Here is a 16521-nt window from a genome sequence, read left to right on the forward strand (position 1 = left end):
GTCATAAATGTGACCTTAATCGGTAAAAATAATGACGTTCTGTGATGCATGCGACAACACTATCTTTCTGATTAAGCTAATAAAAAAGCCCCTGACCCCTGTCGAAAAAGCACGACAATCGGTCAGGGGCTTAGCTTATTTATTCACATCAATCTTAATTTAACGCAACCACACTATTGGCAATCTTCTGTGCTGTCTGTTGCCAGCCCGCCGCCAGCGTTCTGACCATCGCATCGTAGCCATCTTCGGTCTGCGGCAGTACCAGGTTAAACGCCTGTTTGGTCAGCCGGCCCTGATGTTCCAGCGTCCATTCGCCACTGACGACTGCTTTGCCATCATAGCGTCCCTGAAAGCCTGTCACGGTCACATTCAGCGTATCGTGCTGCGCGCCTAAAGGTGAACCGGCTACCAGCCGGCCTGGCAGCGCCTTGCTCAGGTTAGTGATCAATGTCTGCTGCAACTGCTGATCGAGCGGGCTGGCCCAGAGATTATTCGCGGCGATAACGTATTTGACATCGCTGGTCTGATAAACCAGTCCGTTGCCTGCCAGATAGTCCGGCACCGTCACCTGCTGCACCCATAACATCGGTTGCGCTTCATTCAGCTGGCTGCTGCTGACCTGCATGGAAGCCGCCCCGGAGGGCAGCTGATACCAGGTATTGTCAACGCTGCTACTGCACGCACTCAACACCAGCGCGGCACAAAGTATCAATCCTTTATTCACTGTTTCGCCCTCTTCGGCTGGGGATCCTGTCCCGGTTTTGCCTCAAATACCAACGCATTGCTCTTGGTGTTAAGCGTTCTTAACACCGGCTGGAGTTCACGCAGAACCTTATCCAGGCGCTGCATATCCCCCACCAGCTTGCTGTAGGCTGGTGAACCTGGCTGCAGGCCTTTCATGCTGCGGTTCAGCTCGCGCAATGTTTGCTGCAGGTCTTCCGGCAGGGTTTTCATAGCCGGACTGGCGGTGACTTTGTTGATGTTGTCGATGGTGCGCTGCAGATCACGCATCGTTTTCTGGCTCTCTTTCAGCGTGCCTGTCGCTTCATTGACCATACCGTTCAGTGGCAGACTGTTGATCTTATCCAGCGCCGCCATCAGCTTCTGCTGAATCTGGCTCAGGCCACCGCTGACCGTTGGGATAACTTCATAGCCAGAGACTTTCTGCGGACCTTTGTAAGGCGGTGCATTGTCATAGAAGTCGAGATCGACATAGAGCGCACCCGACAACAGACTGCCGGTTTTCAGCGTCGCACGCAGGCCACGTTTTTTACCATCCTGCAGATGCTGTTGCAGATCGAAGTTCTCACCCAGTCGGCTGATAAAGCGATCCGGCTCGATGCGAATCAGCACCGGCACGCGGTAATCATTGTTCAGCGCCTGGTCCAGACCGGCTTTCATCAATGGCGCTTCTGAGACGGTACCCAGGCGAATGCCGCGGAATTCAACCGGCGCACCCGCCTGCAGACCACGGATGGAGTCGGTGAAGAACATCAGGTAATCAATATGGTTGGTGTAGAGCGAATCCTGAATGCTGCGCTGATCGTCAAACAGATGATAATCAGACTTATTCTGCGCAGGCTGACCCAGCTCCCAGCCATCCGGCACGTCAAAACTGACGCCGCCGCTGAACAGCGTGGTCAGCGATCCCATTTCCACCCGCATTCCTGAAGCGGACATATCCACGGCGATGCCGCTATCCTTCCAGAAGCGAACGTTGGTTGTAATCAGGCGATCGTAAGGCGCAGCGACAAACAGCTGATAGGTCATCATGCGTTTTTCGGTATCAAAAGCACTGGTCTCGACCGTACCGACGCGATAGCCACGGAACAGCACCGGATCCCCCGGATTGAGCTGGCCCGCTTTCTTGCTGTCCAGCACGATGCGAATCCCTTTGGCATCCGGTGGCGCTAACGGCGGCGCATCCAGCAGCTTAAACTGCTCGGGTGCCTGGCTTTTAGTGCCCGGCTGTAATTCGATATAGGCACCGGATAACAGAGTACCGAGACCGCTGATCCCTTCGCGACCCACCTGCGGTTTCACCACCCAGAAAACGCTGTCGCTGTGCAGCAGTTTTTCCATGCCTGAATTCAGGCGCGCTTTGATTTCCACATGGTGAAGATCGTCGCTTAACACCGCGCTTTCCACCACACCGACATCCACACTGCGGCTTTTAATCGTGGTTTTACCCGCAACAATGCCTTCGGCGTTTTCGGTGATGAGGGTGACTTCCGGCCCCTGATGGCTGAAGTGATAAAAGAGGATCCATCCGCCGATTAACAGCGTAACGATGGGGACAATCCAGACCGGCGACCAGCGCTTAATCTGTTCCACCTTTGCATGGCCGTGATTAGTTTCCGTCAAGGCGCGACTCCTTCATATTGTTTTCGCGTACACGATCCCAGGTTAATCGCGGGTCAAAGGTCATGGCAGCAATCATGGTGATAATCACCACCATTGCAAACAATACTGCCCCCCACGCGGGATAAACATTCATTAATTGCCCCATGCGCACCAGCGCAGAGAGCACGGCAATAACAAACACGTCGATCATTGACCAGCGGCCAACAAATTCGACCACTTCATAAATTTTGTGCATCCTGTGGCTGTCACGCTGTCCGCGTCCGCTGGCATCCCAGCAAAGCCAGCCAATCGCCAGCATTTTCAGCGTAGGCACCATGATACTGGCGATAAAGATCACCAACGCCACCGGATAGGAGCCATCACCCCACAGCACAATCACCCCCGCCATGATATTGGAGGGATAGGCAGTGCCGAGGGTTTCCGTCACCATAATCGGCAACAGGTTGGCCGGGATATAAAGCAGTATGGAGGTGAACAACAGCGCCAGCGTCCACTGCAGGCTGTGCTTACGCCGTGCCTCGGCCGTGACGCCGCAGCGGGGACACTTATGCTCTGCTTCCGGCAGAATGGCCGTACAGCAGGGACAGGAGCGCAGACCCTGCTCTAAACCACTGATGCCCACTTCGGGCGGATGGGGCAGCGCAGGTCGGGGTGACAGACTGTCCCACAAGCCGCGTCGATCAACGCACTGAAAGGCCCGCAACTGCAGCAGACAGAACAGAACCCACGGCCAGAAGCTGGTCTCCAGGCCGATCTCGCCATAGGCCATCAGCTTGACGAAACTGACCAGCACGCCCGCCATAAAGATTTCTGCCATGCCCCAGTTACGCAGCTGAAACAGAATACGTGCCAGACCAGTTTTGAGTCCAGTCGGCAACGGGACCCGATTGACCAGAAGGATAATGGTGATCATGCAGAAGGCCGGAACCGCCTGCACAAAGAGAAGGAACAGCGTCGCCAGACTGCTGTAATCTTCCGTCACCATCACCTGAGGTATCTGGGCCAGCGTGATCTGGCTGGTCAGCCCTGCCACCTTCATTGAGACAAAAGGAAACAGATTCGCCAGCAGCAGCATAAACAGCGCTGCCAGCGCATAGCCCGTTGGCCGTTTACGCGGTTCGTGCCAGTTGGCCGTCAGGGAGGTGTGGCAGCGCGGGCATGACGCACGGCTGCCAACGGGAATGTCCGGCAGTTTAATCATTAAATCGCATTGTGGACAGAGCATCCACGCGTTACTTTTCACTGCTGAACACATCCGTTAGCCCTGCCCTACGCGCCGTTTTTCAGTGACTCTAGCTCTTCCCAGCGCGCAAAAGCGGTTTCCAGCTCCTGCTCAGTCTGAGCCAGATTATCCAGCACCGGTTGCGTCTGATCGTGTGCCTGGCTGAAGAAGTCGGGATGACTCATCTTCGCCTGCAGTTCTCCGATACGCGCTTCCAGCTGCTCCAGTTTTTGCGGCAGCTGTTCCAGCTCACGCGCCAGATTGTAGCTGAGTTTATTCACGCTACGCTTCGCATCACCCTTCTCGGCTGCAGGCTTAGAGGCGTTGCCCGTCGCTTTCGCCGGTGCTGCCGCCTTGTGCTGCCGGTAGGCGGCGCGCTGCTGCTGAGCATCATGATAACCGCCAACGAAGGTACCAATCTCACCGTTGCCTTCAAAAATCCAGCACTCGGTAACGGTATTATCGACGAACTGACGATCGTGGCTCACCAGTAACACGGTGCCCTGATAACCATCAATCAGCTCTTCCAGCAGTTCCAGCGTTTCGACGTCAAGGTCGTTAGTCGGTTCATCCAGAATCATCAGGTTGCTGGGACGCAGGAACAGGCGTGCCAGCAGCAGACGGTTTCGTTCACCGCCCGAAAGGGCGCGCACCGGCGTCATGGCACGTTTTGGATGGAACAGGAAGTCCTGCAGATAGCCCAGTACGTGGCGCGGTTTGCCGTTGACCAGTACTTCCTGCTTGCCTTCGGCCAGGTTGTCCATCACGGTGCGATCCGGATCCAGTTCAGCGCGATGCTGGTCAAAGTAGGCCACTTCCAGCTTGGTACCGGAATGCACGCGGCCATGGTCAGCTTTCAGCTGCTGCAGCATCAGGCGCAGTAAGGTGGTTTTCCCGCAGCCATTTGGCCCGATCAGCGCAATTTTGTCGCCACGCTGTACCTGGGTTGAGAAGTCCTTAACCAGCACTTTGCCATCGACCGCGTAGTCGACATTTTCCAGCTCAAAGACAATCTTGCCGGAACGGGACGCTTCGCCCACCTGCATGTTGGCTTTGCCCATCACTTCGCGACGTTCTGAATGTTCACGACGCAGCGCTTTCAGCGCACGCACACGACCTTCATTACGGGTACGACGGGCTTTGATGCCCTGACGGATCCACACCTCTTCCTGCGCCAGCTTACGGTCAAATTCCGCGTTCTGCATCTCTTCAACGCGCAACGCTTCCTCTTTGCCTTCCAGATAGAGATCGTAGTTGCCTGGCCAGGAGACCAGCTTGCCCCGGTCCAGATCGACAATGCGCGTCGCCATGTTGCGGATAAACGAACGGTCATGGGAAATAAAGATGATGCTGCCGGTGAAGTTCTTCAGGAACGTTTCCAGCCAGTCGATGGTTTCGATATCGAGGTGGTTGGTTGGCTCATCCAGCATCAGGACGCGCGGGTTACTCACCAGCGCACGACCCAGTGCCGCTTTACGCAGCCAGCCGCCCGAGAGTGATGACAGCTCGGTATCGGGCTGCAGACCAATCTGCTCCAGCACGTCATGGATGCGGCTCTCCAGCTGCCACAGATTCTGATGGTCGAGAATGCTCTGCAGACGCGCCATCTCGTTGAGGTTTTTATCGCTGGGATCTTCCATCACCACATGGGAAATGGCGTGATAGGCTTTCAGATGCTCAGCCTGCTCTTCAACACCCTCGGCCACGAAGTCATACACCGAACCGGTAATATTGCGCGGCGGATCCTGTTGCAGACGCGCCACGACCAGATCGGTTTCATAAATAATGCGGCCATCATCCAGTGGCTGTTCGCCATTGATGATTTTCATCAGCGTGGATTTACCCGCACCGTTACGGCCCACCAGACAGACGCGTTCGTTCTCTTCGATGTGCAGTTCGGTATTGTCTAACAGCGGCGCATCGCTGAAGGAGAGATAAGCGCCGTGGATACTGATTAATGACATGTAAGCTTATTCCTTACCGGCGTGAGTGATCAGCCAGCAGTTGTGAATTTGACGGTTACGCGCGAAGTCCTGCGACTGCGTTTTCTGGGTAATATCCTGCGCCTGCAGGCCCAGTGATTTCAGGCCATCCATGTCCATTTTGAAACCGCGTTTGTTATTGGAGAACATGATGGTGCCGCCGCGACGCAGCAGGCGCTTCAGGTTACGCATCAGCATCATATGATCGCGCTGAACGTCGAAGCTCTCTTCCATACGTTTTGAGTTGGAGAACGTTGGCGGATCGATAAAGATCAGGTCAAAGTTCTCGTCACTCTCATTCAGCCAGCTCAGGCAGTCGGCCTGCATCAGACGATGCTGACGCCCGGTCAGTCCGTTGAGACGCAGGTTGCGCTCCGCCCACTCCAGATAGGTACGCGACATATCTACCGTAGTGGTTGAACGCGCGCCACCCAGACCGGCATGCACACTGGCGGTACCGGTATAGGCAAACAGGTTCAGGAAATCTTTGCCCTGACTCATCTGGCCCAGCATTTTACGGGCAATGCGGTGATCGAGGAACAGGCCGGTATCGAGATAGTCGGTCAGATTCACCCAGAAACGCGCATTAAACTCTTTAACTTCGAAATAGTCGCCCTTCTCGCTGAGCTTCTGATACTGCGCTTTGCCTTTCTGGCGTTCACGCGTTTTCATAATCAGACGGTCGGCAGGCAGTTGCAGCACGCTCAGCGTTGCGCTGATGACATCGAACAGACGCTGACGCGCTTTATCAGGATCGATGGTTTTCGGTGGCGCGTACTCCTGGATAATCACCCAGTCGCCATAGCGATCGACAGCAACGTTGTAGTCTGGCAGATCGGCATCATAAATACGGTAGCATTCAATGCCTTCCTGACGCGCCCACTTCTCCAGTTTCTTCACGTTTTTACGCAGGCGGTTAGCGTAATCTTCCGCAATCTGTCCGGCGCTTTCATGACTGTTAACCGCCAGCTTATAGTTTTTCTGCACGCAATCCAGCGGACCGTTCTTCGCTTTAAACTGGCGATCGGCACGCAGCTGCAGGCAGCTCAGCAGTTCTGGCGAGGCGCTGAACAGCGACAGGTTCCAGCCGCCAAAATGCTGCTTCATCAGACGTCCGAGCTGGCTGTGCAGCGCAATCAGGGCTGGTTCGCTCTCCAGACGTTCACCGTAAGGAGGATTACTCAGCACCGTACCGTGAACCGCCGGATCGACCGGATTAGTCAGCTTCAGCAGATCCTGCTGGCCGAAGGTGAAAAGTTCAAAGACGCCAGCGCGGCGGGCATTCGCCTGCGCCCACTCCAGCACCCGACCATTATTGTCGTAGCCAAAGAAGCGCGCCTGGGTGGCAGCCGTGCCAGTGCGGGCACGGTTCTGCGCCTCAGTTTTAACCTCCTGCCACAACGCAGCGTTAAACTGGCTCCAGGCGGTGAAGCCCCAGTGCTTGCGCAGCAGGCCAGGCGCACGATCGCAGGCAATCAGTGCGGCTTCAATCAGCAGCGTACCGGAACCACACATCGGATCGATCAGCGGTGTCGTCGGCTCCCAGCCAGAACGCAGCACGATGGCCGCCGCCAGGGTCTCTTTTAACGGCGCCTGACCGGTCTGCTGGCGATAACCACGCTGATGCAGCGAGCTGCCGCTGAGATCAAGCGCAATGCTGGCGCGATCGTCATTCAGCCAGACGTTGACACGGATATCTGCCTGCTCACGATCGACGTTGGGTCGTTCGAGATTCTGACGGGTAAAGCTGTCCACGATGGCATCTTTAACTTTCAGCGCGCCGAACTGGCTGTTACGAATCGAATCGTTGGTGCCGCTGAAATGCACAACAAAGGTTTTGTCGCTGCCGAACATCGTCGGCCAGTCCACGCTCTGCACACCCAGATAGAGATCCAGATCGCTGTAGACGCCAAACTCTCCCAGCGGCAACAGGATGCGTGATGCTAAACGACTCCACATCAGGCTTTGGTACATGGTGCGATCGTCGGCTTCGTAGTGAACGCCTCCCTGCACTACTTGCAAATCCTGCGCGCCCAGCGCGTCCAGCTCACTTTTTAACAGCTCTTCGAGCCCACGCGCCGTGCTGGCAAACAGAGAATTCATATCGTCACTTTTTAACTCTTGAGAAAATTGTCGCGCATTATAGCGAATCGGAGACCTATGTCATAAAGTTAGCTTCTTTTGTGCTGCGCGTCGGGTTCAAGGAGAACACCATGATCACGCTTTCCCGCTTATTTATTCATCCTGTGAAGTCGATGCGGGGATTAGCGCTGTCACACGCGCTGGTCACTGACAGCGGACTGGCATTTGATCGTCTGTTTATGGTGACCGAACCTGATGGCACCTTTATTACCGCGCGTCAGCACCCGGAGATGGTGCGCTTCACGCCCGCGATTTTACCGGATGGCCTGCTGCTGACGGCCCCGGATGGCAGTCACTCCCTGATCCGCTTCAGCGATTTCGATGAGCAGGATCACCCCACCGAAGTCTGGGGAAATCATTTCACCGCGCGCATAGCGCCGCCTGCGATTAACCAATGGCTGAGCCAGTTCTTTCCGCGTGAGGTTCAGTTGCGCTGGGTCGGGCCGCAACCCAGCCGCCGGGTTAAAGCGTTTAATCATATTCCGCTGAGCTTTGCCGACGGCTTTCCGTTTTTGCTGATCAACAACGCGTCGCTGCATGATCTGCAACAGCGCTGCCCGGCCAGCGTCCGTGCCGAACAGTTTCGTCCGAATCTGGTCGTCAGCGGCGCTGCCGCATGGGATGAAGACAGCTGGGCGGAGATTCAGATTGGCGACGTGATATTCGAGGTGCCTAAGCCATGCAGTCGCTGCGTGCTCACCACTGTCAGCACCGAGACCGGCGTTAAGCATCCTGCCGGTCATCCGCTGGCCACGCTGCAGACGTTCCGCACCGCCCTGGATGGCAGCGGGGATATTGATTTCGGTCTGAACTTAGTGGCGCGCAACAGTGGGGTGGTGCGCGCTGGTGATGAGATGATTGTTCTGAAACGTCATGCACCGCGCAGCTATGGTGCCGGTGAAGTGGTCGAAACACTGAAACCAAAGCAGCAGGCGCCAGATGCCGTGGCTATCACGTTTCAGGGTCAGACGTTCACCGGGGATAATCAGCAGGTATTACTGGATCAGCTGGAGATGCAGGGCTTCCGGATCCCCTACTCCTGTCGGGCGGGACTGTGCGGCAGTTGCAAGCTGAGTCTGGTCGCGGGTGAGGTTAAGGCGCTGAAACAGAGCGCCCTGCGTCAGGACGGCACGCTGTTGAGCTGCAGCTGTATTCCGGCTGGCGATGTAGAACTAAGGTAGTCAGACTGCGCGGGCGTAGCGCGGCGCGACATCCTGATACAGGGGCTGCAGGCGATCGTTCATCACCTTGATGGCATCGCCGAGCACCATGTTTTTTCCGGCCAGCGTCAATCCCGGCTGCGCCAGCAGGCAGAGCGCCGCATTATCGCCACTCTCAACCACCAGCAGTCGTGCCTGCGTTCCCTCTTCTGCCAGCGTAACCTGTACCATTTCACCGGGACGGGGCTGCATTGCCGGGGCATAAGAGGCGAAATGCCAGCTTTTTGGCATCAGTGGCTTGAGGAAGCGTGCAGCGACCAGCGCATTTAACACCAGTTCGGCGCGATGGCTGCCACTGAGTTTGCACTGACGGCAGGTCTCTTCAAAGGTGTAATAAAGGGCGGCGTCATCGACACAAAAACCCGATTCAGTGAAGGCATCCGGCGTGAGCATTTTGCGGGAATAACGGGAACGAAAAAGCATACCGTCTGCCAGGTCGAGCATCATTCGGTCGTGGCTGCTGTCAAAATACCAACGCCAGTTATCATCGGGTTTAATTTTCATCGTGTGCCCTGTATTTACCGCTGCGCCAAAAATCACGCAGAATTCAGCGAAAAAAGAAACATAAGGAAAAGCTGAAAAAGCGTGCAACAGGACAAAATATAAACGAGCCGAGGGGATAAATAAACCCCCCGGCCAATGATTGTGAGAATTGTCTTAGAGATGGGTGACGATATCTTTAATTAAGCCTGGCCCCTGATAAATAAAGCCTGAATAAATCTGAACCAGTGTTGCCCCGGCGGCGATTTTTTCACGCGCTGCCGTCAGAGAATCGATCCCGCCTACGCCAATAATCGGCAACCGTCCCTGCAGTTCCTGAGAGAGGCGCTGTATCACCGCCGTGCTGCGCGACTGCACTGGCCGTCCACTTAACCCACCCGCTTCCTCAGCATGCTTAAGACCGCTCACCAGCGAACGATCGAGCGTGGTATTGCTGGCAATCACGCCATCAATCTGATGACGAATTAAACTGTCCGCGACCTGAATTAACTCTTCTTCAGAGAGATCGGGCGCAATTTTTACGGCCAGCGGAACATATTTCAGATGACGCTGTTCCAGCTCTTTTTGTTTCTGTTTGATGGAAGAAAGCAGATCATCCAGCGCCTCGCCATATTGCAGCGAACGTAAACCTGGGGTGTTAGGTGAGGAAATATTGATGGCGATATAACCGGCGTGGGCATAAACCTTTTCCATGCAGATCAGATAATCATCTTTGCCCTGCTCGACCGGCGTATCTTTATTTTTACCGATATTGATCCCCAGCACGCCGTTAAAGCGCGCTTTCTTCACGTTTTCAACCAGGTGATCAACACCCAGATTATTAAACCCCATCCGATTGATAATTCCGCCCGCTTCCACCAGACGAAACATGCGTGGCTTATCGTTCCCCACCTGGGCGCGCGGCGTGACGGTGCCGACTTCAACAAAGCCAAAGCCCATCGCCGCAAACGCATCGATGCACTCTGCGTTCTTATCCAGACCCGCTGCCAGGCCCAGGGCATTCTTAAAGGTCAGTCCCATACAGGTGACCGGACGCGACGGCAGATTCTGGCGATAAAACATCTCCAGTGGGGTGCCGTTCATAAAACGCAGTTGCTGAAAGGTGAGTTCGTGTGCGCGTTCGGGATCAAGTTTAAACAGCGCCGGTCGGACGATAGGATAAAACATGCACTCTCCTGAAGGACGGAAGCGATCGTGAAAGTCGGTGCACGGGAAATTGTGCGCCAGAATGGTAAAGTGCTCTGGCGCAAAAGTAAATCGAACAGCGGGGAAGCGTGAAGTTAACTGAAAATGCTTTGATCTTACGCGGCGGAATCGTTTACGGGTTGATTTTTCACCTCAGAGGGAAAGAGATATTCCCGCAGGATGCCGTGACGTTGCATGATGCCAAAAATACCGAGACAGACGAACGCTTCAGCCCCGACCATCGACCATGCGGCACCGATTGCGCCAAACTTCCACGCCAGGAAACAGCAGAGCGGCACGTTAACCACACCAGCGGCCATCATCACCCACATACGCTGGCGGGCCAGACCATGTGGGATCAGAATCTGTAATCCAGCCGGGTAGGCAATGTTGCCAAACAGGAAGCAGAGCACAAAGACGCGCAGCACATCCGCTGACTGGATAAAGTCTTTACCCAGCAATATTGAGACCACCAGGTCAGCAAAGAACCAGGTGAAGATTACAATCGACAGACTCAGGGAAAACGACAGCAGCAGGCTTTTGCGTGTCGCGGCAATCGCGGCCCGTTTATCCCGGCCGAACAGGTGGCTGACGCGCGGGAAGAAGGCGCTGCCGATCTGCTCCGGCACAGAGTTGGCCGCTTTACGCAGGCGATCGGCGCCGTTGTAGATCCCGACCATGTAAGTAGAAGCAAAGGTGGCGAGAATCACCACGTTGACGCTGTTGAAAAGGTTAGCGCCGGCAATGGCGATAAATACATCCATGCTGTCGGTGATGCGCTGTTTGATTTCGCGTGGTTCAAAGCGATAGCGGCCTATGACTTTCATCTCCAGCACAAACTTCAGCGTAATCGCCGCGCTGATAATGGAGACCGCGCCAGGGATCAGGGCAGCCAGCCAGGTATCCTGCGGAGATTTCACCAGCAAAAAGGTCAGCGGAATCGCACAGAAGTTACCGAAGGTGGCGATCATCGCCGTCTTACCCAACTTCTCAAAGCCCTGCATCAGCCAGCCGAATGAAAACAGCGAGCCGACTAGCGTGGTGCAGTTCGCCAGAATGATGAAGAACAGAGGATGCCAGGAGGGATTGAACCACGTCGCAGTCAGCAGCGTGCCGCTGGTGACCACCAGCAGCATCAGCTTGGCGTTAAACGTTGACCAGAAGAGCTGGCTAACGCGTTCTTTGTCATCACGATGGTGAGCAATATCTTTGGTGGTAAAGACATTGAATCCCCAGTCGGAGATGGTGCTGCAATAGAGGACGCAGGCGATCGCCAGCGCCAGCGTACCCATCTGCTCTACGCCCAGAACGCGGGCAAGATAGGGCAGCGTGGCCAGCGGAAACAGAAACGATGCGCCACGGTAAGCCAGCAGCGAGAAAATATTAATAACCAGACTTTTATCGAGTACTTTTGCCATGTCGCAACAACCTTATACACATTGCATGTCTCACCTTCTCATTTCGCTAAGGCATAAACAATATCGCTTCACATTTTTCAGAATCAGGCTGCGCGCTTAAGCTCTTTTTTAACCTTGTAATGCTGCAGCGCAATAAAGAGTTCCGGGCGATTAAACAACAACCACTCTTTAAGATTTTCTGATTTTACATTACGACCCATAAAGCGAATGGCATTACAGACATATTCCGGCACCGGCGTTTTATTATAGAGAGACAAATAGATCATCAGACGGAACGAGTGAAGTAAATAAGATTTTTCCAGCGAACTACGCCAGGCTGATTTAGGGAGCGAACTGGTTAACGTATTATAAGCATGCATAAAAGCGTCATAGCGCTGATAGAAAAACTCATTGCCTTTGGTACTGTTGGTCAGTGAACCACTGCGGATGCGCTGCTTATAATAGACCTGACGGCTGACCCATGCGTGCTGGCATTTCATAAACACGGAGAGCGTAAAGTTGTGGTCTTCATGAATCCGACGTACAAAGCGCAACTTATGCTGTTCAATGACGCTTTTTCTTAAGGCGTAATTCCAGACGGCAGAGGTATATCTGCCATTACGCAGCAGGCGCAGAAAGACCTCCTGTGGTTTCTGCTGGCCAAACTGGTCATGCTTCACTTTTGGCGAGGTGATATCAATGTGGCCATCTTCATAGACGCAGGAGTTAAAACAGAAAAGATCCGTTTCAGGATGCTTCTCCGCCACCATTGCCAGCTCAGTGACGAGGCCATCAACCACGACATCATCCGGGTCACAGAAAAAGAGAAACTGACCCTTTGCCAGTGCAATGCCGGTGTCCCGTGCATTGCCGAGGCCGCCATTTTCAATGGTGATCACTTTCACCTGAGAAAGGTGCGCATAATTCTGTTCAATTAAGGCTAATGTTCCATCAGTAGATCCATCATTCACAATGATTATTTCATTGGGCGCTTTAACCTGGCGTAATAACGAATCGACGCACTCTACAATATATTTCTCAACATTGTAGGTTGGAATAATAACGGATAACAGGATGTCAGACATATGCAATTCTCTGCTGTTAGAAAATGACAATACGATTCACCTGCCTGATGCAGGTTCTGACCAGAGGCGAAACGTCGAAAAGAGTAAGGCGCGATTATTATGATTGCTTTCATTGAGCCCGATTATCTTAAACCTGTAATGCGAAAAAAGACCAGCCGTAAAAATCATCTTAATGTTTCATGTGAGCATCACTCTTAACGAAAGTGCATCTATAGCCCGCAGTAATGTTAAAACCGTTGAGGATCGATTTAAATTAGCCCTGCAAAGCAGACGTAACCAGATTCAGAAATCTGTAAGCGAACATCTGAAACGATGAATAAGTTCAGCATTCCTTCATTATTATTACAGTTTGCTTTCTGCAATAAATCTTAATCTTTGGCAGAGGCTGCCGCAGATAAGCTGATTCTGTGCTGCTTCGCAGCGCTATTTTGTCAGCCGTTGCGCTTTATGGCCGCGCCACTCTCAGAAAAAATGATTAAGCAATCAGACGAAAGATATTTTTTCTGCTCAACCGACACATTTTGACGATCTCGTATCATGCCCCTTAATGAATTGTTCCGCTGTCAGCGCTTAATTTAAGAATTATCGGAAGCGGCGATGCTGACATCTGTCGCAACGCCTTCTATTTGCAGATTTCACCCTTACTTTGCCGGATAAATCATTTAAGCCCACTCCCCTGCTCTGACAGTATGAAGGCATAAGTTCTCAACATTTGATAATCAATAACTTTTAGTTATAAGGAGTGATGATGCGAGTTATTACGCTGGCAGGCAGCCCACGATTCCCCTCCCGCTCAACCTCACTGCTGACGCTGTGTCAGCACAAGCTGGAGGCGCGTGGTATTGAAGTCATTCCGTGGAATATTCACAACTTTCAGCCTGACGATTTAATCAATGCGCGTTTTGATGCACCTGCGCTTCTCGCCCTGCGTGACGATCTGGCTTCGGCTGATGGACTGATTATTGCGACACCTATCTATAAAGCGTCGTTTTCGGGTGCGCTGAAGACGCTGCTCGATCTGCTGCCTGAACGCGCACTGGAACACAAAGTCGTGTTACCGCTGGCCAGCGGCGGCAGTGCCGGTCATATGCTGGCGCTGGACTACGCCCTGAAGCCGGTGCTCAACGCCTTAAAGGCGCAGGAGATCCTGCATGGTGTTTATGCCGAGGATCATCAGATCAGTCATTACGACCGTCAGCCCGAACTGCAGGATTCACTGTCACAGCGCCTGGATGAGGCCGTCTCCGCCTTCTGGCTGGCACTGACCCGTCACCACCACCCCGTTGCGCAAGCGGTATAAGGAAGCGATCGATGAAGCTGAGATTAGGAAAGTGGCTGGTGGCCGGACTTCTGCTGGCCGGCCTTCAGGTACAGGCCGCCGAATCCGATCCGTCTGAGATTCGCATCGGCTATCAGAAAGGTTCGGTCAGCATGGTGCTGGCGAAGTCACATCAGTTACTGGAGAAGCGTTTTCCCCATACCCGGATTAAGTGGATCGAGTTCCCTGCAGGTCCGCAAATGCTGGAAGCGCTGAACATCAACAGCATCGACCTGGGCAGTACCGGTGATCTTCCCCCGCTGTTTGCCCAGGCCGCGGGCGCGGATCTGCTCTATGTTGGCGCGGAGCCGCCCAAACCCAAAGCAGAAGTGATTCTGGTGCCGAAAAGCAGCCCGCTGAAACAGGTCGCGGATCTGAAAGGGAAAAAAGTCGCTTTCCAGAAAGGCTCCAGCTCACATAATTTATTGCTGCGTGCCTTACAGCAGGCGGGTCTGACCTTTAAAGACATCACGCCGGTTTATCTCACTCCCGCCGATGCGCGCGCCGCCTTCCAGCAGGGTGACGTTGATGCCTGGGCAATCTGGGACCCCTACTATTCATCGGTGCTGCTGCAGGGGAATTCGCGCCTGCTGATTGATGGCAGCTCCCTTAACCTGACCGGCTCCTTCTATTTAGCGACCCGCAGCTATGCCGAAGCCCATGGCGCGTTTATTCAGCAGGTGCTCGACACCTTCAGCTCTGCTGACGCGCTGACAATCAGCCAGCGTCAGCAGAGCACCACGTTACTGGCACAGGCGATGGGCTTGCCGGAACCGGTTATCGCCAGCTACCTCAGCCATCGGCCACCCACCCGCATTTCGCCGGTCAGTGCCGAAACTGCCGCAGCTCAGCAGCGCACCGCTGACCTGTTCTATGCCAATCATCTCTTGCCAGTAAAAGTGACGATTCAGGATCGCATCTGGCATCCGCATACCGTGACGCAATAAGGAGCAACAATGAGCGTATCCATTTTCTGGTTCCTGCCGACGCATGGCGACGGCCACTATCTTGGTACCGCCGAAGGGGCGCGACCGGTTGATCACGCCTATCTGCAACAGGTGGCGCAGGCCGCTGACCGCCTCGGTTTTGGTGGCGTACTGATCCCGACCGGCCGCTCCTGTGAAGATGCCTGGCTGGTTGCCGCCTCGCTGATTCCGGTGACGCAGCGCCTGCGATTCCTGGTGGCGTTGCGTCCTGGGGTGATTTCACCAACCCAGGCAGCGCGTCAGGCCGCTACGCTGGACCGTCTTTCTAACGGACGTGCGCTGTTTAATCTGGTGACCGGCGGCGATCCGGAAGAGCTGGCGGGCGACGGTGTGTTCCTGGATCACCGCGAGCGTTACGCGGAATCCGCCGAGTTTACCCGCGTCTGGCGTCGGGTGCTGGAAGGCGAAACCGTCGATTATGAAGGCAAGCACGTGAAGGTTCGCGGTGCGCGTCTGATGTTTAAACCGGTGCAGCAGCCTCGTCCCCCGCTGTGGTTTGGCGGCTCTTCTGAACCCGCCCAGGAACTGGCGGCCGAACAGGTCGATGTCTACCTCACCTGGGGCGAACCCCCTGCGCAGGTTAAAGAGAAGATTGATCAGGTGCGTGCGAAAGCGGCAGCCCAGGGACGCACCGTCCGGTTCGGCATCCGTCTGCATGTGATCGTGCGTGAAACCAATGAAGAGGCCTGGCAGGCCGCAGACAAACTGATTGCCAATGTGGATGACGCCACCATCGCGAAAGCGCAGGCGGCGTTCCAGCGGGCAGACTCTGTGGGGCAGCGCCGGATGGCCGCGCTGCATGGCGGTCGCCGCGACAAGCTTGAAATCAGCCCTAACCTGTGGGCAGGCGTCGGCCTGGTGCGCAGCGGAGCCGGGACCGCGCTGGTCGGCGATGGCCCGACCGTGGCCGCACGCATCAAAGAGTATGAAGCGCTGGGCATTGAGACCTTCATCCTGTCGGGTTATCCGCACCTAGAAGAGGCTTATCGCGTCGGCGAACTGCTGTTCCCGCATCTTGACCTGCAGGTTCCACTGGTGCCCCAGCCGCGCGTGGTTCAGGCACACGGTGAAGCGGTAGCCAACGATTTTACCCCTGAGAAAAAAGTCGCCCGGGGCTGA

Annotated in this window: 13 protein-coding genes; 4 read left to right on the plus strand and 9 right to left on the minus strand. The window is 54.7% G+C overall.

What is annotated here, in order from left to right:
* Window positions 1-154 precede the first annotated feature (154 nt).
* From pqiC to rlmKL, 5 genes are read right to left on the minus strand one after another with little or no spacing between them, the layout of a single operon-like run.
* Window positions 155-724, minus strand: coding sequence for a membrane integrity-associated transporter subunit PqiC (pqiC, locus tag ACVKSX_RS06320; protein ID WP_022625928.1), 570 nt, complete (start codon window positions 722-724; stop codon window positions 155-157).
* The gene (gene pqiB, locus ACVKSX_RS06325) at window positions 721-2364 is read right to left on the minus strand and encodes an intermembrane transport protein PqiB (RefSeq protein WP_010255015.1); all 1644 of its coding nucleotides are present in this window, start codon (window positions 2362-2364) and stop codon (window positions 721-723) included. The genes pqiC and pqiB overlap by 4 nt, the downstream gene beginning before the upstream one ends.
* Window positions 2351-3619, minus strand: a complete 1269-nt coding sequence (gene pqiA / locus ACVKSX_RS06330) for a membrane integrity-associated transporter subunit PqiA (protein ID WP_010669781.1) — start codon at window positions 3617-3619, stop codon at window positions 2351-2353. Before pqiA ends, pqiB begins: the two co-directional genes overlap by 14 nt.
* A 14-nt stretch (window positions 3620-3633) precedes the next feature.
* Window positions 3634-5550 (minus strand): ABC transporter ATP-binding protein, encoded by a 1917-nt coding sequence (locus tag ACVKSX_RS06335; protein ID WP_031592840.1) that lies wholly within the window; start codon window positions 5548-5550, stop codon window positions 3634-3636.
* Window positions 5551-5556: 6 nt separating this feature from the next.
* Window positions 5557-7671: a bifunctional 23S rRNA (guanine(2069)-N(7))-methyltransferase RlmK/23S rRNA (guanine(2445)-N(2))-methyltransferase RlmL gene (rlmKL, locus tag ACVKSX_RS06340; protein ID WP_010669780.1), complete on the minus strand. Its 2115-nt coding sequence runs from the start codon at window positions 7669-7671 to the stop codon at window positions 5557-5559.
* A gap of 110 nt (window positions 7672-7781) precedes the next feature.
* On the opposite strand from rlmKL, the gene ACVKSX_RS06345 reads away from it, so the two are divergent.
* Window positions 7782-8891 carry a YcbX family protein gene (locus tag ACVKSX_RS06345; RefSeq protein ID WP_010255007.1) on the plus strand — a complete coding sequence of 370 codons (1110 nt, stop codon included), beginning with the start codon at window positions 7782-7784 and terminating at the stop codon, window positions 8889-8891.
* Here the strand turns inward: ACVKSX_RS06345 and ACVKSX_RS06350 are convergent, their stop codons facing one another.
* The 4 genes from ACVKSX_RS06350 to ACVKSX_RS06365 all read right to left on the minus strand — a co-directional run bounded on the left by ACVKSX_RS06350 (window position 8892) and on the right by ACVKSX_RS06365 (window position 13098).
* Window positions 8892-9434 carry a cell division protein ZapC gene (locus ACVKSX_RS06350; RefSeq protein WP_033757182.1) on the minus strand — a complete coding sequence of 181 codons (543 nt, stop codon included), beginning with the start codon at window positions 9432-9434 and terminating at the stop codon, window positions 8892-8894. It abuts the gene before it with no gap.
* Window positions 9435-9587: 153 nt separating this feature from the next.
* The gene (pyrD, locus tag ACVKSX_RS06355) at window positions 9588-10598 is read right to left on the minus strand and encodes a quinone-dependent dihydroorotate dehydrogenase (RefSeq protein ID WP_062757339.1); all 1011 of its coding nucleotides are present in this window, start codon (window positions 10596-10598) and stop codon (window positions 9588-9590) included.
* A gap of 134 nt (window positions 10599-10732) precedes the next feature.
* Window positions 10733-12034, minus strand: a complete 1302-nt coding sequence (locus ACVKSX_RS06360) for a flippase (RefSeq protein ID WP_010254996.1) — start codon at window positions 12032-12034, stop codon at window positions 10733-10735.
* A gap of 83 nt (window positions 12035-12117) precedes the next feature.
* The gene (locus tag ACVKSX_RS06365) at window positions 12118-13098 is read right to left on the minus strand and encodes a glycosyltransferase family 2 protein (RefSeq protein ID WP_062757337.1); all 981 of its coding nucleotides are present in this window, start codon (window positions 13096-13098) and stop codon (window positions 12118-12120) included.
* A gap of 748 nt (window positions 13099-13846) precedes the next feature.
* Between ACVKSX_RS06365 and ssuE the strand changes: the two genes are divergently transcribed.
* Genes ssuE through ssuD form a run of 3 tightly spaced genes read left to right on the plus strand, consistent with a single transcriptional unit; the run spans window position 13847 to window position 16521 of the window.
* Window positions 13847-14398: an NADPH-dependent FMN reductase gene (gene ssuE / locus ACVKSX_RS06370; RefSeq protein WP_010254991.1), complete on the plus strand. Its 552-nt coding sequence runs from the start codon at window positions 13847-13849 to the stop codon at window positions 14396-14398.
* 11 nt (window positions 14399-14409) lie between these two features.
* Window positions 14410-15363: a sulfonate ABC transporter substrate-binding protein gene (locus ACVKSX_RS06375; protein WP_010254990.1), complete on the plus strand. Its 954-nt coding sequence runs from the start codon at window positions 14410-14412 to the stop codon at window positions 15361-15363.
* Between the two features lie 9 nt (window positions 15364-15372).
* The gene (gene ssuD, locus ACVKSX_RS06380; RefSeq protein WP_022625932.1) at window positions 15373-16521 is read left to right on the plus strand and encodes an FMNH2-dependent alkanesulfonate monooxygenase; all 1149 of its coding nucleotides are present in this window, start codon (window positions 15373-15375) and stop codon (window positions 16519-16521) included.

Source organism: Pantoea sp. PvP021 (assembly GCF_054056055.1).

Bases quoted from the DNA above. Each gene is read 5' to 3' on its own strand.
- pqiA (WP_010669781.1), bottom strand. From the start codon at position 3,619: ATGTGTTCAGCAGTGAAAAGTAACGCGTGGATGCTCTGTCCACAATGC.
- ACVKSX_RS06335 (WP_031592840.1), bottom strand. From the start codon at position 5,550: ATGTCATTAATCAGTATCCACGGCGCTTATCTCTCCTTCAGCGATGCG.
- rlmKL (WP_010669780.1), bottom strand. From the start codon at position 7,671: ATGAATTCTCTGTTTGCCAGCACGGCGCGTGGGCTCGAAGAGCTGTTA.
- ACVKSX_RS06345 (WP_010255007.1), top strand. From the start codon at position 7,782: ATGATCACGCTTTCCCGCTTATTTATTCATCCTGTGAAGTCGATGCGG.
- ACVKSX_RS06350 (WP_033757182.1), bottom strand. From the start codon at position 9,434: ATGAAAATTAAACCCGATGATAACTGGCGTTGGTATTTTGACAGCAGC.
- pyrD (WP_062757339.1), bottom strand. From the start codon at position 10,598: ATGTTTTATCCTATCGTCCGACCGGCGCTGTTTAAACTTGATCCCGAA.
- ACVKSX_RS06360 (WP_010254996.1), bottom strand. From the start codon at position 12,034: ATGGCAAAAGTACTCGATAAAAGTCTGGTTATTAATATTTTCTCGCTG.
- ACVKSX_RS06365 (WP_062757337.1), bottom strand. From the start codon at position 13,098: ATGTCTGACATCCTGTTATCCGTTATTATTCCAACCTACAATGTTGAG.
- ssuE (WP_010254991.1), top strand. From the start codon at position 13,847: ATGCGAGTTATTACGCTGGCAGGCAGCCCACGATTCCCCTCCCGCTCA.
- ACVKSX_RS06375 (WP_010254990.1), top strand. From the start codon at position 14,410: ATGAAGCTGAGATTAGGAAAGTGGCTGGTGGCCGGACTTCTGCTGGCC.
- ssuD (WP_022625932.1), top strand. From the start codon at position 15,373: ATGAGCGTATCCATTTTCTGGTTCCTGCCGACGCATGGCGACGGCCAC.